Here is a 20,733-nt window from a genome sequence, read left to right as displayed (position 1 = left end):
AGTTTAAAAACATTGATTACATTTGATCATGAATTTCAGTGAAGGCAAAAATAAATTTATTCAAACCTGGGGGGCATTGGGCTCACAGTGGGGGATCAATAAAACCATGGCGCAAATTCATGCCTCTTTAATGGTTGCTGCAGAGCCGCTTTCTATGGAAGAAATTATGCAGGAGTTACAGATTTCGAGGGGAAATGCCAGTATGAATTTGCGGGCACTAATGGACTGGGGGATTGTTTACAAAGAGTATAAGCAGGGTGAAAGACGCGAATTTTTTACAGCAGAAAAGGATTTAGATGAACTGGCAGTGAAAATTGCGAGAGAAAGAAGCAAACGAGAAATTAAGCCAGCTTTAAAGGTTTTGAAAGAAGTTTCGACCATTGAAGATGCCAATTCTAGCGAAGCCAAACATTTTGTGGAGCAGACTAAAAAATTATATGATTTTGTGTTGAGAGCCGACAACATGATTGATAAAGTAACCGAACATAAAGACAATTGGTTAACGAAGTTGATTTTGAAGATGATGAGCTAAAAAAAAATTAATATAAAATTTCAATATTTTCTGAAAGTTTAATAATTAAAATTATGAACTACAATATGATAGGATACGGCATTTTCATTACCATCATTATTTTGATCATTGTGGTGGTAGGTAAAATTTGCTATCGGAATGGAAATATCTTTGTGGCTGAGCTTATTCCCAATCACTTGGAACTTTGCCAGCAGATCAATAAAAGCCTTTTGGTTGGGTATTATTTAGTAAATATCGGCTATTGTGCCATGACATTGGCCGACTGGGAAACCATTACTTCCTTGCTTCAACTGGTAGAAGTGATTGCCATCAAGATTTCGATCATTATCTCTATCCTTTCCATTTTGCATTACCTCAATATCATTATACTCACCACTAGCATTCAAAAATTAATTAAATCATTTTAATACTTCAATTATGGAAACTACAAAAATTTTAATCGGATATGCAGTTTATGTTCCAGTAGCACTGTTTTTAACATTTTATGTATCTAGAACATTATTTAGAAATAGTAAAGTTTATATGTTGGATATTTTTAAGGGACGCGAAGAAATTGCCAATGCCACCAATAAATTGTTTGAAACGGGTTTTTACCTTTTAAACATTGGCTTTGCGTTAATGATCTTAAAACTCGATCTGTACACAAATGATTACCAGAATCTGGTAGAAGCGTTGAGTTATAAGATTGGTAGCTTTTCAATTTACCTTGGCTTGATGCTGTTTATCAACCTCTATTTCTTTTTCAGGGGTAAAAGAAAAGCAAGTCAACCACACCAGCCACAACAACCTCCATTTCCACCAAGAATTGTGGCTTAAATAATTAAAATAACTTAACCATTTAAAATAAATCATATGTATAAGAAGGTAGTTATTGCCGGAGGAACTGGTTTTATTGGCAAGTATTTGGCAGAAGAGTTTTGTAAGCTAAATTATCAAGTGCTAATTATCTCTAGGCAGAATGAACATATTCATTGGAACAATGAAAAAGAAATGGTCAATGGTCTTGAAAGTGCTGATCTGCTAATCAATCTTGCAGGAAAATCAGTTGATTGTCGTTATAATAAAAAGAACAAAGAAGAGATTATAAGATCAAGAACAGAAACAACAAAGCTACTTGGTAACGCAATTTTGAAATGTAAAAATCCTCCGAAACTTTGGATCAATTCAAGTACTGCTACTATATACAGGCATGCTACCGATCAACCAATGACAGAAAGTACTGGTGAAATTGGAAATGGCTTTTCTGTTGATGTTGCCAAAAGTTGGGAACAAGAGTTCTTTAGCTTCGAGCTCCCGGATACGAGACAGGTTGCATTGAGAATCGCAATTGTATTGGGCAAAAATGGAGGCGTAATGAAACCCTTTACAAATCTTGTATGTTTTGGGTTGGGAGGCAAACAGGGAAGTGGGGATCAGATGTTTAGTTGGATACATATAGAAGATCTGCTCGGTATCATTCTGTTTTTGCAATTACATGAAGACTTAAACGGAGTTTTTAATTGTGCTGCTCCAAATCCCATTGATAACAAAACGTTAATGAAATGCCTAAGGCAAACGCTTGGTGTAAAAATTGGCCTACCTGCTCCTGTATGGCTGCTAAAAATTGGAGCAATTATGATAAGGACAGAAACAGAGTTAATTTTAAAAAGTAGGTGGGTTGTTCCTGAAAAACTCCTGAAGGCAGGTTACGATTTTAAATATCAAAGCATTAATATCGCATTGGCTGATATTTTAAACAAAGGTTAAACAAAAAAGGGCTCCAATTTGGAGCCCTTTCTATTATCCTAATTTTTTATAGCGAATACGATGTGGAGTTACATCTCCCAATCTTTTCTTACGGTTTTCTTCGTAATCTGAATAGTTACCTTCAAAGAAATAAACCTCAGAGTTACCTTCAAAAGCCAAAATGTGTGTACAAATTCTATCTAAAAACCATCTATCGTGACTGATCACTACGGCGCAACCACCAAAGTTTTCTAAGGCTTCTTCTAATGCACGTAAAGTATTTACGTCAATATCGTTAGTAGGCTCATCGAGTAACAATACATTGGCTCCTTTTTTTAAGGTAATGGCTAAGTGTACACGGTTTCTTTCTCCTCCAGAAAGTACACCAACTTTTTTCTGTTGATCGCCACCGTTAAAGTTGAACTTAGAAACATAGGCACGTCCATTTACCGCTTTATTGCCCAGTTGAATATTGTCTAAACCATCGGTAATATTTTCATAAACCGTTTTCTCTGCATCTAAATCATTGTGCATCTGATCTACATAGCCCAATTCAACAGTTTCTCCAACCCTAAAAGTACCTGCATCTGGTTGCTCTTGTCCTGTAATTAAACGGAATAGGGTTGTTTTACCTGCACCATTTGGGCCAATAATGCCTACAATACCCGCCGGAGGTAAAGAGAAGTTCAGGTTTTCGAAAAGAATTTTATCGCCATACGCTTTGGTTACATCAGTAGCTTCAATTACCACATTACCCAAACGTGGACCAGCAGGGATAAACAATTCCAATTTATCTTCGCGTTCTTTTCCATCTTCAGAGGCCAATTTATCGTAGTTGGCTAAACGTGCTTTAGATTTGGCATGACGTGCTTTTGGTGCCATACGTACCCATTCTAACTCGCGTTCTAAAGTTTTCTGACGCTTGCTTTCTGTTTTATCTTCTTGTGCCAAACGTTTCGCTTTTTGGTCTAACCACGAAGAGTAGTTTCCTTTCCATGGAATACCTTCGCCACGGTCAAGTTCTAAAATCCAACCAGCTACATTGTCTAAGAAATACCTATCGTGGGTAACCGCAATAACAGTTCCTTTATAGTTCTGTAAAAATTGCTCTAACCAATCGATACTTTCAGCATCCAAGTGGTTGGTAGGCTCATCTAACAATAAAACATCTGGTTCTTGCAATAACAAACGGCACATGGCCACACGGCGGCGCTCGCCTCCAGAAAGTACCCCAATTTTAGTGTCAGGATCTGGACAACGCAAAGCGTCCATGGCTCTTTCTAGTTTATTGTCAAGTTCCCATGCATTAACTGCGTCAATTTTATCTTGCAGTTCGCCTTGGCGCTGCATCAATTTATCCATTTTATCGGCATCAGAATAATTCTCTTCTAAGCCGAACATTTCGTTAATCTCTTCGTATTCCTTTAAAATAGCAGTAACTTCTGCTACACCTTCTTCTACAATTTCTCTAACGGTTTTGCTATCATCTAAAATTGGTTCTTGCGCCAAATAGCCAACGCTGTAACCGGCATTAAAAACAACTTCGCCCTGAAAAGATTTATCTAAACCAGCAATAATTTTTAATAAAGATGATTTACCTGAACCATTTAATCCGATAACCCCAATTTTGGCGCCGTAAAAGAATGATAAATAAATGTTTTTGAGGACCTGTTTTTGTGGTGGGTAAATTTTATTTACACCAGCCATTGAAAAGATTATTTTTTCGTCTGCCATAATTTTTATTGCTACTTATTAAAAGAACCGGTTACAAAGATAAACAAGGGATGATAGTAACAAAATGCATCTTTGTAAAAAACTAAATTTAATCTCTTTTAGCATTAACATGTTTGGCCTTGCCCATACAATTTATAAATTTGGAGCCGATCAATAAATAAGCTGATGGTAGCACTCCTCCAATTGAAACAACTTGTTGATAGTCTGGGTTCATTATCAAACGAAGATTGGAATGCCTTTGCAAAAATATGGAAGCCCTTTGATGCCAAACGCAAAACGATACTCACGGCTACCGGGCAAACAGAAAAGTACTTGTACTTTGTAGCTAATGGAGTGCAACGTATTTATCATTTAAATCTAAATGAGGGCGAAACCACTATTTTATTTACCTATGGGCCATCTTTTGGTGGGGTATTGGACTCGTTAATGCTACAAACACCTGCGCAATATACTTATGAAACCTTAAACACTTCTTCTTTTTTGCGGGCACATTACGCAGATCTTAAAGTATTAATGGATGGTAATTTGGCTATTGCTGCATTTGTAAGAAATGGATTGGCAGGTGCTTTAAGTGGTACATTGACCCGATTGGTAGAGTTGCAAAGTTATTCATCAGAAGAAAAATTTAGAACATTGCTTAAACGTAGTCCACATTTGCTGCAATTAGTTCCACACAAGTATTTGGCTAATTATATAGGTATTGATGTCACAAATTTTAGCAAGTTCATCAACACCATTGTCATTTAAAATCATGGTAAATACCAACAATACTACTTACCTATAGCCTTACTTTTGCTTGAAATAATATCAAATGAAAACTGTAGATAAAAGTGCGTTATTAGCCAGATTGGAGTTAATGGTTGAACGCCATTTGGATGAAGCGAAAGTCAAATTTCAACAAAGTACAATGGCTATTTTAGCAGCACCTTCAGCAAGTGGAGGATGGAGCATTGTACAATGTCTGGCGCATTTAAATACTTATGGCAATTATTACCTGCCAAAGATTGAACATGGACTACGCAATTTTTCAGGCCAACCTACAAACACATTTAAAAGTAGTTGGCTCGGGTCTTATTTTACAAATATGATGGACCCTACAAAAAGCTCAAAAAAATATAAAGCTGCCCGCTTACATGTTCCAACTCCGATGGTTGATGCACATGCAGTAGTGACAGAATTTATACTACAACAAGAAGCGTTACTTGGTTATTTAAAATTGGCAGCTAAAGTAGACCTCAATGCTATCAAAATTCCTGTATCAATTGCCAAATTGATCCATTTAAAATTGGGAGATGTGTTTCAGTTTATGATCACACATAATGAAAGGCATATTCAGCAAGCCAATAGAAATTTGTAAGTAACAATTGTTTAGAAGGAGTTCAGCTATTTTTTCTTGCTGTTGCTTGTACTTTTAACCTTTATTCCACTTTTTGTTCCAACACTACTTCCACTTAAATCGGGTGCGGCGTGGAGCGATAGAATACTTTCGATGGTTACTTTATTGATCTGGTAATCATTAGAAATTTTTTCCCACTCTTGTAGTCTGCTTTCTAATTTGCTGATTTCGGCTTTGATGGCTTCAATCTCTTTTGCGATTTTTTTTTCAATATCTAGTTTAGGCATAACCGTATCATTTAATTTATATAAAGATTAATAAGATTCGTTATAAAACCTAATTTCTGTAAACCGAAGATCTGAGATTGCTTAAAATAGGATAAAGTATTGGCCTATGTGCAATGTATTTCTAAATAAGTACAATAGAACAATAGCTACAACAATGAATAAAATGGGGAACAAGATTCCTTTATTTTCTCTTCTGCGCTTATAGAGCAATATCAAAATAATAAATACAACAGTTAATACAATGTAAAGGTTATTCATAATCAAATATAAGCATTTAACAGAAAATGAAGATAACTGATAATTAAAAGTTTAAATGTATAACGAAAATATACAAACGATTGGCAGTTATTGAACAGGTGTAGGTCAAATGCTTTTAGCTCATTTACAATAGCTGTCAAAACTTCTATTTTATGCAAAAATGAGGTGACAATTTATCAGTTTTAGATCAGCTATAAAAGCTTACAATAGAGAGACAATTCGACTTAAATGGGCTTTAAAATGAGTTTTATAAAGCTAAAAACCTATTTATATATCATTTACGTAAATGATAAAAGCAGAAACATTTTTGGATAAGCAGCTATTTTTTGTTTATTAGCATCATAAATAACAACCTTATCCACCAAAATGGCGTAATTGTTGATAAAATATAAAAAATCGGGGACCGTATTTATAAAACAAATTTATAGTTTAGAGTCATCTGGTTTACACACATATTATGGAAGCTAAATTTTCTCCACAGGTAAAAGACGTGATTTCTTTCAGCAGGGAAGAGGCCCTGAGGTTAGGACACGATTATATAGGCGCAGAGCATTTGTTGTTGGGCCTTATTCGCGAAGGCGATGGCATGGCTATAAAGATTTTAAAATCATTAGGAGTTGATACATCAAAGCTTCGCCGTTCAATTGAAGAGGCCGTTCGCGGTACTTCAAGTGTAACTGTTAATTTGGGCAACATCCCATTAACTAAACAAGCAGAAAAGGTATTGAAAATTACCTATCTGGAAGCAAAAATATTTAAAAGCGATTTGATTGGTACTGAGCATTTGTTATTGTCTATTTTAAGAGACGACGACAATATTGCTTCACAGATCTTGTTACAATACAATATTACTTACGAAATCTTTAAACAAGAGGTTGAAGTAAATAAAAATGGTTTTAGAGACGAAGCACAAGGTGGTGGTACTGCGGGTGGTGGTGATGATGATTTTCAGGAAGAAGAAAGTTTCAGTACTCCTAAAAAAGTATCAGACATTAAATCTAAAACTCCGGTATTAGACAACTTTGGTCGTGATTTAACACGTGCAGCAGAAGAAGGTCGTTTAGATCCAATTGTTGGGCGTGAGAAAGAGATTGAGCGTGTTTCTCAAATCTTATCGCGTAGAAAAAAGAACAATCCAATTTTAATTGGTGAGCCTGGTGTTGGTAAATCTGCCATTGCCGAAGGTTTGGCTTTAAGAATTGTACAACGTAAGGTGTCGAGGGTTTTATTTAACAAACGTGTGGTTACGTTAGATTTAGCTTCGCTGGTTGCTGGTACCAAATACCGCGGACAGTTTGAAGAGCGAATGAAAGCTGTAATGAACGAGTTGGAAAAATCTACAGATGTAATTCTGTTTATTGACGAAATCCATACCATTGTTGGGGCAGGTGGCGCATCGGGTTCTTTAGATGCATCGAACATGTTTAAACCAGCTTTGGCAAGGGGCGAAATTCAATGTATTGGAGCTACTACTTTAGATGAATACCGTCAGTACATTGAAAAAGATGGAGCTTTAGACCGTCGTTTCCAAAAAGTAATGATCGAGCCAGCTACACCTGATGAAACGGTTGAGATCTTAAATCGTATCAAAGAAAAATACGAAGAACACCACGGTGTAACTTATACCGATGAAGCAATTAATGCTTGTGTGGCTTTAACTTCTAGATATATTACTGATCGTTTTTTACCAGATAAAGCCATTGATGCTTTAGACGAGGCAGGTTCTAGAGTGCATTTAACCAATATCCATGTTCCAGAAAATATCATCACTATTGAAAGTAAAATAGAGGATATTAAAATTGAAAAGAACAAAGTGGTTAAAAGCCAAAAATATGAAGAGGCCGCTAAATTACGCGATACAGAGAAAAACCTGTTAGAAGAATTAGAGCGTGCCAAAGCAGAGTGGGAAGCTGAAACCAAAACCAAACGTTACGAAGTTACTGAAGATAATGTAGCAGAAGTAGTTTCGATGATGACTGGTATTCCTTTACAACGTGTAGGGCAAACTGATAGCGTTAAGCTATTAAATATGTACGAAACCGTTGCAGAGAAAATTATTGGACAGGACGATGCGATTAAAAAATTAACCAAAGCGATACAACGTACCAGAGCTGGATTGAAAGATCCTAAAAAACCAATTGGTTCATTTATTTTCTTAGGCCCAACAGGGGTAGGTAAAACAGAATTGGCCAAAGAATTAGCTCGTTTCATGTTTGATAGTGATGATTCGCTGATTCAAATCGACATGAGTGAGTACATGGAGAAATTTGCGGTTTCTCGTTTGGTTGGTGCGCCTCCAGGATACGTAGGATACGAAGAAGGTGGACAGCTGACTGAAAAAGTACGTAGAAAACCTTATGCGGTAATTTTGTTAGATGAGATTGAAAAAGCGCATCCAGATGTATTTAATATCTTATTGCAAGTATTAGATGAGGGGCAATTGACTGATAGTTTAGGCAGAAAAGTAGATTTCAGAAATACAATCATCATCATGACTTCTAATATTGGTGCACGCCAATTGAAAGATTTTGGTGCAGGTGTTGGTTTCTCTACCTCGGCAAAAGTTAATCAGAACGATGCGCACAGCCGTGGTGTAATTGAAAATGCTTTGAAACGTGCTTTTGCTCCTGAGTTTTTAAACAGGGTTGATGATGTGGTGGTGTTTAACAGCTTGGGCAAAGACGAAATCTTCAAAATTATTGATATCGAATTGAAATCTTTATTTGGTCGTGTACACAACCTAGGTTATGAAGTGAAACTGACCGAAGTAGCTAAAGACTTCATTGCCGAAAAAGGGTTTGATAGTAATTTTGGTGCCCGTCCGTTAAAACGTGCCATCCAGAAATATTTAGAAGATCCAATTGCTGAAGAGATCTTGAAGGGAGAAATCCATGATGGAGATACTTTAGAAATTGATTACGATAAAGAGAAAGAAGAAATTACTGTTGTAAACAAAAGCAATGGTAAGAAAAAGAAAAAAGAAGAAGGAGCTTAAATGCTTCACGAATAATAAAAAAGCCCGAAGTAAAATTTACTTCGGGCTTTTTTATGAGCTGTTCTAAGCTAATTAATCTGGCAATCTAAAATATTTTCTTACCACTTCGTAATCGTTAAATCAATTTCTTTTGAAGCCACAACAAAGCTTCATAGTAGTTTTGATAGCTGTTTTCTAGTGTTGCTAAAAATAAAAAGGGCTCTATCAATTCTAGTTCCATCAATAAAAATTCTTGGTCAACCACAGCACCGTCTACACGAGCATATAAACAACCTTGTGCAAATTGATCAACATATTGTTGTGCACTAGCCAATAAGTGCTGCGGTGGTTCTTGCGGATGAATGGTTCCTCCCAAAGAATGCTGTACCCTAAAATCGCCAGCTTTTGCCTTCTTTAATAACGCATGGCTAAATTTTCCTCCAAAAAAGAGAAAAGACCATTCCCCTTCAACTTCAATTTCGGTTAAGAAAGGTTGAATAATGAAGTCTTCTTGCTCCAATAAGAGATTGAGTTTCGCATTCACTTCCTCTACATTGGCTGCGCTAACTTTAAATGTATTTTTTGAACCCCCACTTACACAAGGTTTAATAATGATCTTGTTGCTGTTAAACTGACCAAGGTACAAGGCTAGGTCAATTTTGGTGCCTTGATTGATAAAAATACTTGGAGTTACTTTTAGGCCTGCCTTTTCAATATCGTGTAAGTAATGCTTGTCGGCATTCCATTTTACAATATCAATTGGATTAAGGAGCTTGATCTTTTTACTTTTCAGCTTTGCCAACCAGTTGTAAAAATCTTCAACCAGGTCAAAATAATCCCAAGGAGATTTTAATATTGCTAAGTCATAGGTTTCCCAATCTACAGTGGGGTCATTCCAGATCACTTTTTCAATCGCCAGTCCTTTGGCTTTTAAAAAACTTAACAGTTGATCATCTTCATTTGCTACAGTAGGAGAAGCATAAGCACCTTTATCTTGATAGGTTACGAGGGCAATATTCATGTCTTTTTGTGGCCTAAAATAAGGATAATTTCTAGCCCCATTAAATTATAATGCAAACGTTTGATTTCATTTTCTGAATTTTTATCAATACCACCATTATGAAGTCTAAAATATTAATTGAAGATTAATTTTTTGTTTTATTACCAAGTTTTGACTGCTTTTAATCGATTTTTCAGACTAATCTGGGCCATATTTTAGCAACTCGGCCATATTTTAAATTTAATCCGTAGTTAACAGGCTCCTTATCTTGAAAATCAAACGTTTGCGTTGTGTTTGTCTATCGTAATCATCTGTAAAGTATTTAGTTTGGATTTATTATCTGTCACATGTAAAGTTTCTGATACAGCTTTATAATGGTGACTAAAACAGAGAATTGATAACCAAATAAAACTTTAAACCTAAATGAAAAGAATGATACCAAACAAAGCAAAACATTATTGCAATGTGGGTAAGGTATTGCTGCTTGCAACCGCAATACAGCTTACGGCCCACAGCCAATCAATGGCATTTAACAAAAATGCATCCTTAAGTAAAACTGTAAATGGTTTACAGAAAGCCATTATTAAAGGAAAAATTACAGATAAAGATGGCTTACCGATTCCGGGAGTTTCTGTTGTAGTAAAAGGAACAAAAAATGGTGTGTTAACAGACGCAAATGGTAATTACAGCATTAATGTAGAAAAGGCAGATGTGCTTGTTTTTTCATTTACAGGTTATCTAACTAAAGAAATAACTGTAAATAACCAAACGGCTATTGATGTTGTTTTAGAAGATAGTGCTACCAATTTGGGCGAAGTGGTGATTGTTGGTTATTCGAGTAAAAAACAAAGTGAGCTTTCAAGTTCAGTATCAGTAGTAAGTGGAGATAAATTAAGAGATGTAACTTCAAATGAGGTAAGTAGCCTTTTGCAAGGAAGAGCACCGGGGGTAGTGGTATCTACAGCTTCTGGTTCGCCTACTAGTGGCTCTAATATTGTTATTCGTGGTGCGGGTTCAATTAATGCCAGTACAGATCCCTTAATTGTGGTAGATGGTAACATTGGCGGAAACTACAATCCTACAGATGTAGAAACCATTACGGTTTTAAAAGATGCTGCGGCCACAGGTTTGTACGGATCAAGAGCAGCAAACGGGGTAATCATTATTACTACCAAACAAGGTAAAGCAGGAAAAGCAGTGGTAAATTTTAGTACTACAGTTGGTTATAGCGAGGCTTCTACAGGTAATTTTAAATTGATGGATTCTCAGCAATTGTATGATTATCAAAGTAAGTTTTATGCGGGTTTAACCCCAGAACGCTTAAATAACAATACCAATTGGTGGGATTTGGCTTTCAGAAGAGGTTTGGTGAACACCCATACCTTATCAGCTTCAGGAGGTACAGAGAAATCAACCTTTTACCTTTCTGGTAACTATTACAAAGAAGAAGGAACCTTAATCAATAATGATAAAACTGGATACAATCTTCGTGGTAATTTTACGCAAAAACTATCCGACAAGTTTAAGGTATCCGCCTTTTTAAATGGTATTTTTATAAGAGACGATTACAATGCTGGCGGAACTTTATATGATGCCTATGTAAACATGCCATTTGACCCTGCCTACAATGCAGATGGTACCCCTGTTGATGCCAGATATGGCACTTGGTATGGCCGAGATAGAGATAACTTTTTACATACGTTACAATACAACACTTCTAGGGCTAAAAGCTTTAACGTAAGTGCAGATGTGAACTTAGATTACAATATTGTTAAAAATCTAACCTTATCTTCTTATAACAGAGCTAGATTGGTGAACTACCGCAGTGATAGTTTCAACGATAAAAGAACTAAATCTGGAGCAACTAACAATGGTACTGCTTATGCATCAACTTCTTATAACAATACACTCTTAACTTCAAATCGTTTAAGATATAGCAATACTTTTGGCAAACACACTTTAGCGGTATTGGCAGTTGGAGAAATTGAGCAGGGCTATTCTGAGTCGCTTAATGCTAACGTAAAGAACTTACCTGCCGGTAGAGATGCTTTTAGTACAGCAACAGACATTGTAACCAATCCATCGGGTGGTAATGATACCTATCAATTTAGTAAATACTTGGGCCAAGTAGATTACAGTTACAATAACAAGTATTTTGCGGTAGCCTCTTATGTAAGTGAATATTCGTCGAGATTTGGCAGCAATAAACCAAACGGTAATTTTTACCAATTGGGTGCTTCGTGGATTGCAAGTAACGAAGATTTCTTAAAAAACAATAAAGCCATTACTTTCTTAAAGTTACGTAGCAGTTACGGTACTACAGGTAATGCTTATGGTATAGGTTATTATGCTGCATTAGGTTTGTATTCTATTTCTTCTGGTGCAAGTTATGCGGGTTTGCCGGGAGCTGCGCCAAGTCAAAAAGCAAATCCAGATTTAACCTGGGAAAAATCAAAATCGGCAAATATTGGGATAGACATTACTTTATTTAAAAGAGTTGATTTAAGTATTGATGCTTACCATAAAGAAGCAGCCTCTTTATTGTTCTTTAGACCATTACCTGCAACAACTGGTTATAGTGGTGTTTACGAAAATGTTGGTAACGTAAGAAACAGAGGGATTGAGTTTAATTTAACGACCAAAAACTTTGTAGGCGCATTTAAATGGGAAACCAATTTAAACATGGCCTTTAACAGAAACAAGGTATTAGAAGTAAACCAAGGTCGTACAGAGGTAAGTACCGGCGCTAGACAACCAATAGCCGTTGGCCACAACATGGACGAATGGTTTATGCCGGTATGGTCTGGAGTTGATCCAGCTACGGGCTCGCCATTATGGGAGAACAGAGTGAAAGATGCAGATGGAAAAGAGTTTTTAACTTATACCAGTAATTACAATGCAGCAAGCAGATTGTATACAGGTAAATCATCAGCGCCGAAATTTACAGGCGGTATAACCAACGATTTTGAATACAAAAACTTTACGCTTTCTACCTTCTTTAACTTTGTTTATGGCAATTATGTATACAATGATAGCCGTTTCTTTTTTGACAGTGATGGATTATATGAAAGCTACAACCAGATGCAATTGGCCAAAGGTTGGAGCAGATGGGAAAAACCAGGCGATTTAGCCACACACCCTAAGCCTGTCCATGGTAGAGCAGACAATTCAAATGCAACTTCTACCAGGTATTTAGAAGATGGAAGTTATCTCCGTTTGCGCAACGTAACCTTAGGTTACAATTTGCCAGCAACTTGGTTAAATAGAGCAAAAATTAGCAAAGCAAGAATTTTTGTGAGTGGTGACAACTTATGGACATTGACCAAGTTTAGTGGTACAGATCCGGAGGTTGAATTGGGTAATGGAGAATCTTCTATTAAATATCCAATTAGTAAAAAGCTGTTAGTTGGCGTAAACATCACCTTGTAATACCTGAAACGGTTGTGTAAACGACCATTTATTTAAAAAATTAGAACATTTTTGTTATGAAAATAAAATATTTGAAAGTGTTGTTGCTTACTGGTTTAGTTGCCATAAGTAGTATCGCATGTAAGAAAACATTTAATCCATCAACTGCAATTGATGAAAACTCTGCACTCACAAGTGAGGCCGATATCGAAACTGCTACTATTGGAACGTATGCTCTTTTTAAAGCTGAAGCTTATGTAAGAAGTGGGTACTTTTTTACCGAGTATCCAACTGATGAAATTGCGCAAGGTCAGAACTCATCAGACGACTTGAGTAACATCTATAAGTATACCCCGATCAAAACTTCTGGGCATGCAGCCAATTTTTGGTTAAGTGCATATCGGTCAATTAGTGCAGCCAATAGAGTAATTGAGGCCATTAACGACAATGCCAGTACACCACTTAAACAATTAAAAGGCGAAAACCTGTATATCAGGGGAATGCTTCACTTCAATCTGGTACGTATTTTTGGCAGACCTTATTCACAAAATCCAACTACCAATCTTGGGGTGCCTATTTTGAAAGATGGTTTAACAGAAGATCAAAAATTAACCTTAAGCAGAAGTAATGTCAAAGAAGTATATGATGCAGTTGTAGCCGATTTGTTAAAAGCTGCTGATTTAATGACACAGGCTAAAACCAATTCTTTTGCTTCTAGAGAAGTAGCTTACGCTTTATTGTCTCGTGTGTATTTGTACATGGAAAATAACGAAAAAGCAGTAGAATATGCTGATAAGGTAATCAACTCTGGACGTTATAGTTTATTGTCATCAGGCGAATATCCTACCTATTTTAGAGGAGTACCTGATGGGAATAAAGAAACCATTTTCTGTATCAGACACATCAAAACAGAAGACCGTGGTTTTTCTTCTATTGGTTCGATGTATTTTAGTGGCGATGCAAGTGGCAATCCTTTAAACCAAGCAGCAAGTGGTTGGGGCGAAATTTATGCCTCAAAAAAATTGTACGACGCTTTAAGTGCAAATCCACAAGACCTTAGGTTAAAATTCATCAGTCCATTAACAGAAAATGGGGTAGTAAAATTGAACAATAAAATTACGCCAAATGTGCCGATGTACTACATCAATAAGTACAGCTTGCAAGAAGGTATCGTGAACTTGAGTTCTCCAGTTTACATTCGTTTGGCAGAAATGTATTTGAATAGGGCAGAAGCAAATGCCAAATTAGGTGCGGGTAAGGAGCAATTGGCCTTAGATGATGTGAACAGAATTAGAACAAGAGCTGGAATTCCAACATTAACCCTAGCTGGTTTAGCTACAAGTGGTAAATCTGTTTTAGATGCAGTACTAGACGAACGTTGGTACGAACTTTCTTTTGAAGGCCACCGTGCTTACGATCTGTTCCGTAACAATAGGGCATTAACCAGAAATTACCCAGGTACAGGAACTTCTACCAATCAGACCGTACAACCGGGCGACAGTAAGATTGTTTCCTTTATTCCTCAAAACGAAATTGACAAGAACAAAAATTTGGTGCAAAATCCATAATAAATAAGATTAAACAGATGAAAAAAATTAAATATTTACTAATGGCAAGCATGTTAATGTTTGTGATGGGCTGTGATAAAGCTGATTCGGTTATTTTTAAAGATGAATCTACCGCTTTAACAGTGTCGAAGAAAGATTGGACCATTTCTGCTTCTAGCTTTTCTGCAGACGAGGCACCTAACGGTACACCAGATAAATTAATTGACAATGATTCGAAAACTTATTGGCATACCGATTATTCAGTAGTAACCCCATATCCGCACTGGGTACTAATTGATATGAAAAAAGAGGTGAAGATGATTTCTGTTGGGGTAACCAATAGATATGCTGCTACACCTAATGCGGTTGGGATGAAAAAATTTAAATTAGAAGGAAGCAATGATGGGACCACATTTACCAGTTTAGGCGAATTCAATTTTGCGATTTCTAACGATCTTCAAAATTTTCCGGTATCATCTGCAAAAGGTTACCGCTATTTAAAGCTAACCGCTTTAGAACCTCAAAGAGTAGGTACAAACCATACTTTTTTGGGCGAAATAGACGTTTTCGCTGTTAAATAGAAGAATTAACTGCCCTAATGTTATTTTAATGTTAGGGTAGTTAACTTTAATTGTCATTCCCTATCCTATAGCTACCTATGAAAAATATAATTAATAAAATGCTACTTACCATGTTGCTCGGTCTTATGGTATTGGCTTGTAAAAAGACCGAAACAACGCCTACACCAACCCCTACTACGCCCACTACCCCAAAAGTAACTTATGCTTACAATACCGCTGATGGTTTTGGAAGTGACCGAGCCCACAATTTGAATATTATTTATTTTGTTCCAAAAGATTTGGATACTGTGCCTGGTTATAAAAAACGTTTGAGTGAAATTTTATTGATGGGGCAAAAGTTTTACAAAGAGGAAATGACCCGACTGGGTTATACCGACAAAACTTTCGGATTATGGGTTAACGATAAAAATAGGGTAAAGATTGTAACCATTTTTGGTACTAAAACCAAAAGCGAATACCCAAGAGAGGGCGGTTCTGGGGCTATAGCAGCAGAAATTAATGCCTATTTTGCAGCCAATCCTAAAGACCAAACGAGTGTACACAGTTTAATCTTATTACCACCTTATGGCTATAATGCTGATGGAACACCAATTGATGGTCCATTTTACGGTACAGGTAAATGGTGTTATGCAATGGACTACGAAGGGCTTGAACCCAAATATATTGGTACAAGTAAGTTTACCAAATGGTATGGTGGGATGATGCATGAATTGGGCCATGGCTTAAACTTGCCACATAACTGTGTAAAAATGACCGAAAAAGCAAGCTTAGGTACTGCTTTAATGGGGGCGGGTAATTATACACTAAGTCTTTCTAAAACGAGTTTAACGGCAACAGATGCTGCTGTTTTAAATGCAAATCAAATATTTAATATAGACGATAAAACCTATTATGGAGCGGTAAATGCTAGCATCAGTACCATTAGCGCCAATTATGATGCGGCTAAGGCTAGTATACTTATTTCAGGTAAATACGCTACCAATAACAAAGTAAATAGCATTGTCTATTATAACGATCCAAATGTAAATAACGAAGGCCTAGGTGTAAATAAAGATTACAATGCAGTAACCTGGGAATCGAAACCGTTTGGAACCAATGAATTTAAAATAGAAATACCATTGGCAGACCTCGAGTTTAAAGGCAATACCGAATACGAACTCAGAATTGGGCTAGTTCATGAAAATGGTACGGTTAAGAGTTTTAGTTACCTCTATAAATTTGTCAATAATATTCCAGTATTAGAATTTGGTACCCGTAACGAATTAAGCAAACAAGGTTGGTCTGTAAGCTCTTTTAGTTCTGAAGAAACTTCGGGCGAAGGCGCAACTGATGGTCGTGCCGACAAGTTGATTGATGGAGATTTGAATAGCTATTGGCATTCTAAATGGACCGGTACTGCTGCAAATTACCCACATCAGGTTACGATTGACATGGGAAGTGCAAAATCAATAGATGGAATTGCCCTTGCTCAAAGGAATACTCTATCTCGTTCGGTTAAAGATTTTGAGATCTTAGTAAGTACCGATGGACAAAACTTCAGCTCAGCTGGTAACTATGTGTTGGCTAACAGTAGTTCGGTGCAATATTTTAACTTGCCCACCAAACAAACCATCAGATACTTTAAAATAATTGCAAAATCTGCCCACGACGGTGACAAATATGCCGCACTGGCGGAGATTGGCGTCTATTAACAAATATTTCCTTCTTTTACTTTTAATAATGAGCGCTTGGCCCCTTTTTGGGGTCAGGCTTTTTTTTAGAATAGGCTAGTTTGCGCCGTTGGAATTTTGAACAAGCTGGTGTCCAATTCTATATTTTCAACATTTAATCCATTTAATCGGCAATGTAGCTTAAATGTATTTCTAATCAATTCTGCAAAATTACCTTCTCCACACATTCTGGTGCCAAACCTACTATCGTTTACATTTCCATTGTGGCAGCTTTGGATCATGTGCCATACCTTATCAAATCGATCTGGGAAATTTTTACGAAGCCAGTCTTCAAATATTTTATTGATGGCACCATTTAACCGTACCACGGTATAACCCGCACTTTTAGCACCGTTATTGGCGCTTGCTTTTAAAATTGCAGGCAGTTCGTGGTTGTTTAAACCGGGAATCATTGGTGCGGCCATTACCCCAGTTGGTAGGTTAACCTTGCTTAGTTCTTCAATAATTTTCAATCGCTGTTTAGCAGTGGTTGTTCGGGGTTCTAGCTTTAAACGTAATTTTTCGTCTAAACTGGTTATCGAAACATACACCATGGCCAGTTTTAATTTAGCCATTTCCTGTAAAATGTCTAGATCTCTTAGAATTAAGGCATTTTTAGTAATCATGGCAATAGGCTGTTTGTAGGCCAATGCAATTTCTAATAACTGTCTGGTCAGTTTAAATTTCCGTTCGGCAGGTTGGTAACAGTCTGTATTGCCTGATAAAGAAATAGGATAGGCGTTCCAAGATTTTCTTTCGAGAAATTTTTTGAAGAGCTCTGGCGCATCTTTTTTAACGATGATTTTTCTTTCAAAATCTAAGCCTGCACTAAAGCCCCAATACTCGTGAGAATTACGAGCATAACAATAAATACAACCATGCTCGCAGCCCTGATAGGGGTTAAGGGAATAGCCCATTCTTACATCTGGACTATCAACCTTGTTTACCACAGATTTTGAGGTGCCTATAATGAAACTGGTCTTTTCATTGGGCTCTTCCCAATCGTCTATTCCTTCTACATGCGCTTTGGTTAAAGCATTTTTAAGAAATCTATTGGCTGTATTCAATTGTGCGCCACGGCCGTTAAGGTAATTGTCTTGGTTTTCTTCAGCGGTACTCATAAACTAAAATTACTAAAAATATTAGTAATTTTAGACTTGACTTTTCCACAATCGATAAGCTATTTTTTTGCTTTTACAATAGGCACATAATCCATAGGTACCATGTCGCCAACTTTTTCATAAGCCCAATAACCTTGAAATAAAAGGCTTCTCGGATCAAAAATCCCACCATTGGCATAAAAATAAGCCTTCTGCTCTAACTTATGGATCAAAGAGATCTGGTATTCTGGCATATCCATAGGTCTTGATTGTCTATGACCTGTAAAAGAAAAACCATTAGGCTCATATTCGTTTTTATAGATCACATACAGGGCATCTTGATAATTGATCATTTTGATATCCTTATTAAATGTTTTTACCAATGTATCAACTAATACATCGGCCCTATTGATGGTATTTACTACTTTTGGTTCCCCACGTTGCCTAATCCAATAAGATAAAGAATCCGAACCATTAAAAGTCAATGTCCTAACCAGACCTTTATTGCCAGCAGTAAGTCTTTTGATATTTGCATTGATTAAGCTATCTGGCTTTCTCATCATATTTGGCATCTCAATCAATTTGTTAATCACAAAACCTTCTTCCTTCACCCTGTTTTCGTATAAAGCCTTGAAAAAATGTTGGGTCGAACCATTATAGGCAATCTCTCTAGCTTTGGCCCATTTTCTTTGTTTGCTATTGCTCCCTTTCATTTCTTCAAAAAAGGGTTGACCTTCGTAATAAAAGGTTCTGGTTTTAAAAGCATACTCAAAATAATCTACCAAATACTTTACCCGATAGCCCAATGCTTTATTTTCTATCACTAAAAACTCCAAACTTTTGCCGCTAAGTACGTTGCTTTCTTTGTCAAAATTGAAAATAAGTTCTTCTGGATTTAAGAGCTCGCAGGTTTTAGCATTGGGAGAAAGCCCAATAAAAAGCTCTTTGAATAGTAATAGGTAACCTGCTCTTTTCGGATCTGGCTTAACCACAATCTCGTTTAAAGTGGTGGTGCTTTCCTTTAACAATACGTCAATGTCTATTGATTTATCGGAGATCACAATGTTCTTTTTATAGGGTGCAAAACCAACCATTTGGATCAAGAGATCGTAATTACCGGGAGCAAGATTTAACAACACAAATTTGCCATCGTTATTTGCTACCGCAGTCATTTTGTAACCACTCACATAAACTACCGCCCCTGGCAATGCGCCATCTTTATCTTTAATGGTACCACTAATAGTCAAGGTGTTTTGCGCAAAAGCAGCACTGCTGGCAGAAACGGAAATAAATAATAAAAGAAATAGTTGTTTTAGCATCTGGCTTATAATTTTGGAAAGGGTTATGGTTTAGGTTTTTGTTGAGGTACATAATCTATGGGCAACATATCGGCTATTTTTTCGTAGGCAAAAAAACCTTGGTAAAGTATACTTTTTGGCTCAGGAATGGTACCATTGGCATAAAAAAGAATTTGAGGCTCTAGTCTGTTGATGATGGATACTTGGTAGTTGGGCATATCTTCTGGTCGGGCTTGCCAGTTTCCAGAAGAGAAATAATGATCTGTTTCTCTTTCGCGGGTGTAAATGATAAAAAGGGCATCTTTAAAACTCATCATTTTCATATCCTTATCATATACTTTAACCAATGTATCTACATTTACTTTAGCCGTATCAAAATTATTTTCTGGTTGAAATATATTACGCTGTTTAATCCAATAAGCTATAGAGTCTACACCTGGGCTATACATTTGTGTTACCTTGCGTGATTGCTCGGTTAGCCGCTTGATATTTGCATTGATAAGGCTATCTTTAGGGTGCGGCGTTTTGTACATTTTGTTAATAATGTAACCTTCTTGGGTGATGGTATTGTTGTACAACGATCTAAAAAAATGTTCTCTAGAGCCATGGTAAGCAATTTCTCTAGCCCTTAACCATCTCCTTTGCCCTGCCTTACTGCCCTCCATTTCTTGGAAATAGGCTTGACCATCAAAATAAAAGACTTTTGCTTTTTTATTAAATTCAAAACCCTCTAACATATATTTAATGGTATAACCCAATGCTTTATTCTCTATGGTTAGCAATTCGTTAGCACTGCCAGAAAGGATATCATTTTCTTTATCATAATTGAAAATGAGTGCATTGGGATTTAAAAGCTTACATTGCGATGCGTTAGGTGTTTTGCCAATAAACACTTCTAAAAAGAGTTTAACATATGCTGCCCTTTTTGGATCTAGCTTTACTACAATTTCATTCAGCGAGGTGGGATCTTCTTGTAACGTTACGTCAATTGTTACAGATTTATCAGAAATCACAATTCTCTTTTTATAGGCTTTGTAACCTATCATCTGAACAAGAATGTCATAACTGCCTGGCACAAGCTTGGGCAAGATAAATTTGCCCAGATGATCTGTACTGGTGGCCATTTGATAACCACTTACATAAATGGTAGCGCCTGGCAACAAGCCCTTCTCATCTCTAACAGTACCATTAATGGTCAATGTGCTTTGAGCAAATGAAGCAAAGCTGATGCACATTAAAATTAT

17 protein-coding genes are annotated in these 20,733 nt (G+C 36.6%); 11 read left to right on the top strand and 6 right to left on the bottom strand.

All coding sequences use genetic code 11. The features are described 5' to 3' along the window. Window positions 1-28: 28 nt before the first annotated feature. From AQF98_RS11740 to AQF98_RS11725, 4 genes are read left to right on the top strand one after another with little or no spacing between them, the layout of a single operon-like run. On the top strand, window positions 29-532 hold the full coding sequence (locus tag AQF98_RS11740; protein ID WP_055132160.1) for a GbsR/MarR family transcriptional regulator: 504 nt from the start codon (window positions 29-31) through the stop codon (window positions 530-532). A 53-nt stretch (window positions 533-585) separates the two neighbouring features. Beyond that, window positions 586-939 (top strand): hypothetical protein, encoded by a 354-nt coding sequence (locus AQF98_RS11735; protein ID WP_055132159.1) that lies wholly within the window; start codon window positions 586-588, stop codon window positions 937-939. Window positions 940-949: 10 nt separating this feature from the next. Then, window positions 950-1,348, top strand: a complete 399-nt coding sequence (locus AQF98_RS11730) for a hypothetical protein (protein WP_055132158.1) — start codon at window positions 950-952, stop codon at window positions 1,346-1,348. 36 nt (window positions 1,349-1,384) lie between these two features. Next, window positions 1,385-2,278, top strand: a complete 894-nt coding sequence (locus AQF98_RS11725; RefSeq protein ID WP_055132157.1) for a TIGR01777 family oxidoreductase — start codon at window positions 1,385-1,387, stop codon at window positions 2,276-2,278. 33 nt (window positions 2,279-2,311) lie between these two features. Here the strand turns inward: AQF98_RS11725 and ettA are convergent, their stop codons facing one another. Further along, window positions 2,312-3,991 (bottom strand): energy-dependent translational throttle protein EttA, encoded by a 1,680-nt coding sequence (gene ettA / locus AQF98_RS11720; RefSeq protein WP_055132156.1) that lies wholly within the window; start codon window positions 3,989-3,991, stop codon window positions 2,312-2,314. 165 nt (window positions 3,992-4,156) lie between these two features. Between ettA and AQF98_RS11715 the strand changes: the two genes are divergently transcribed. Beyond that, complete coding sequence (locus AQF98_RS11715) at window positions 4,157-4,738, top strand: Crp/Fnr family transcriptional regulator (RefSeq protein ID WP_055132155.1); 582 nt, start codon at window positions 4,157-4,159, stop codon at window positions 4,736-4,738. A 64-nt stretch (window positions 4,739-4,802) separates the two neighbouring features. Then, on the top strand, window positions 4,803-5,348 hold the full coding sequence (locus AQF98_RS11710) for a DinB family protein (RefSeq protein ID WP_055132154.1): 546 nt from the start codon (window positions 4,803-4,805) through the stop codon (window positions 5,346-5,348). Between the two features lie 26 nt (window positions 5,349-5,374). On the opposite strand, the gene AQF98_RS11705 is transcribed toward AQF98_RS11710, so the two are convergent. Continuing rightward, a complete protein-coding gene (locus AQF98_RS11705; RefSeq protein WP_055132153.1) occupies window positions 5,375-5,614 on the bottom strand; it encodes a hypothetical protein in 240 nt (79 codons plus the stop codon). A gap of 715 nt (window positions 5,615-6,329) precedes the next feature. Here AQF98_RS11705 and AQF98_RS11700 point away from each other — a divergent pair. Then, the gene (locus AQF98_RS11700) at window positions 6,330-8,867 is read left to right on the top strand and encodes an ATP-dependent Clp protease ATP-binding subunit (RefSeq protein WP_055132152.1); all 2,538 of its coding nucleotides are present in this window, start codon (window positions 6,330-6,332) and stop codon (window positions 8,865-8,867) included. A gap of 115 nt (window positions 8,868-8,982) precedes the next feature. On the opposite strand, the gene AQF98_RS11695 is transcribed toward AQF98_RS11700, so the two are convergent. Further along, complete coding sequence (locus AQF98_RS11695; RefSeq protein WP_055132151.1) at window positions 8,983-9,867, bottom strand: RimK family alpha-L-glutamate ligase; 885 nt, start codon at window positions 9,865-9,867, stop codon at window positions 8,983-8,985. 402 nt (window positions 9,868-10,269) lie between these two features. On the opposite strand from AQF98_RS11695, the gene AQF98_RS11690 reads away from it, so the two are divergent. The 4 genes from AQF98_RS11690 to AQF98_RS11675 all read left to right on the top strand — a co-directional run bounded on the left by AQF98_RS11690 (window position 10,270) and on the right by AQF98_RS11675 (window position 17,073). Then, window positions 10,270-13,275: a TonB-dependent receptor gene (locus tag AQF98_RS11690; RefSeq protein ID WP_055132150.1), complete on the top strand. Its 3,006-nt coding sequence runs from the start codon at window positions 10,270-10,272 to the stop codon at window positions 13,273-13,275. Window positions 13,276-13,331: 56 nt separating this feature from the next. Continuing rightward, a complete protein-coding gene (locus AQF98_RS11685) occupies window positions 13,332-14,822 on the top strand; it encodes a RagB/SusD family nutrient uptake outer membrane protein (RefSeq protein WP_055132149.1) in 1,491 nt (496 codons plus the stop codon). 17 nt (window positions 14,823-14,839) lie between these two features. Next, the gene (locus tag AQF98_RS11680) at window positions 14,840-15,382 is read left to right on the top strand and encodes a discoidin domain-containing protein (RefSeq protein ID WP_055132148.1); all 543 of its coding nucleotides are present in this window, start codon (window positions 14,840-14,842) and stop codon (window positions 15,380-15,382) included. A gap of 77 nt (window positions 15,383-15,459) precedes the next feature. After that, window positions 15,460-17,073, top strand: a complete 1,614-nt coding sequence (locus AQF98_RS11675) for a discoidin domain-containing protein (RefSeq protein ID WP_055132147.1) — start codon at window positions 15,460-15,462, stop codon at window positions 17,071-17,073. Between the two features lie 65 nt (window positions 17,074-17,138). On the opposite strand, the gene AQF98_RS11670 is transcribed toward AQF98_RS11675, so the two are convergent. From AQF98_RS11670 to AQF98_RS11660, 3 genes are read right to left on the bottom strand one after another with little or no spacing between them, the layout of a single operon-like run. Further along, complete coding sequence (locus AQF98_RS11670; RefSeq protein WP_055132146.1) at window positions 17,139-18,212, bottom strand: PA0069 family radical SAM protein; 1,074 nt, start codon at window positions 18,210-18,212, stop codon at window positions 17,139-17,141. 59 nt (window positions 18,213-18,271) lie between these two features. Beyond that, window positions 18,272-19,510, bottom strand: a complete 1,239-nt coding sequence (locus AQF98_RS11665; protein ID WP_055132145.1) for a carboxypeptidase-like regulatory domain-containing protein — start codon at window positions 19,508-19,510, stop codon at window positions 18,272-18,274. 23 nt (window positions 19,511-19,533) lie between these two features. Further along, a complete protein-coding gene (locus AQF98_RS11660; RefSeq protein ID WP_055132144.1) occupies window positions 19,534-20,724 on the bottom strand; it encodes a carboxypeptidase-like regulatory domain-containing protein in 1,191 nt (396 codons plus the stop codon). Between the last annotated feature and the right edge of the window lie 9 nt (window positions 20,725-20,733).

The sequence above is a fragment of the Pedobacter sp. Hv1 genome, assembly GCF_001412215.1.
Lineage (GTDB): Bacteria > Bacteroidota > Bacteroidia > Sphingobacteriales > Sphingobacteriaceae > Pedobacter.
This window is presented reverse-complemented; position numbering and strand designations above follow the sequence as displayed.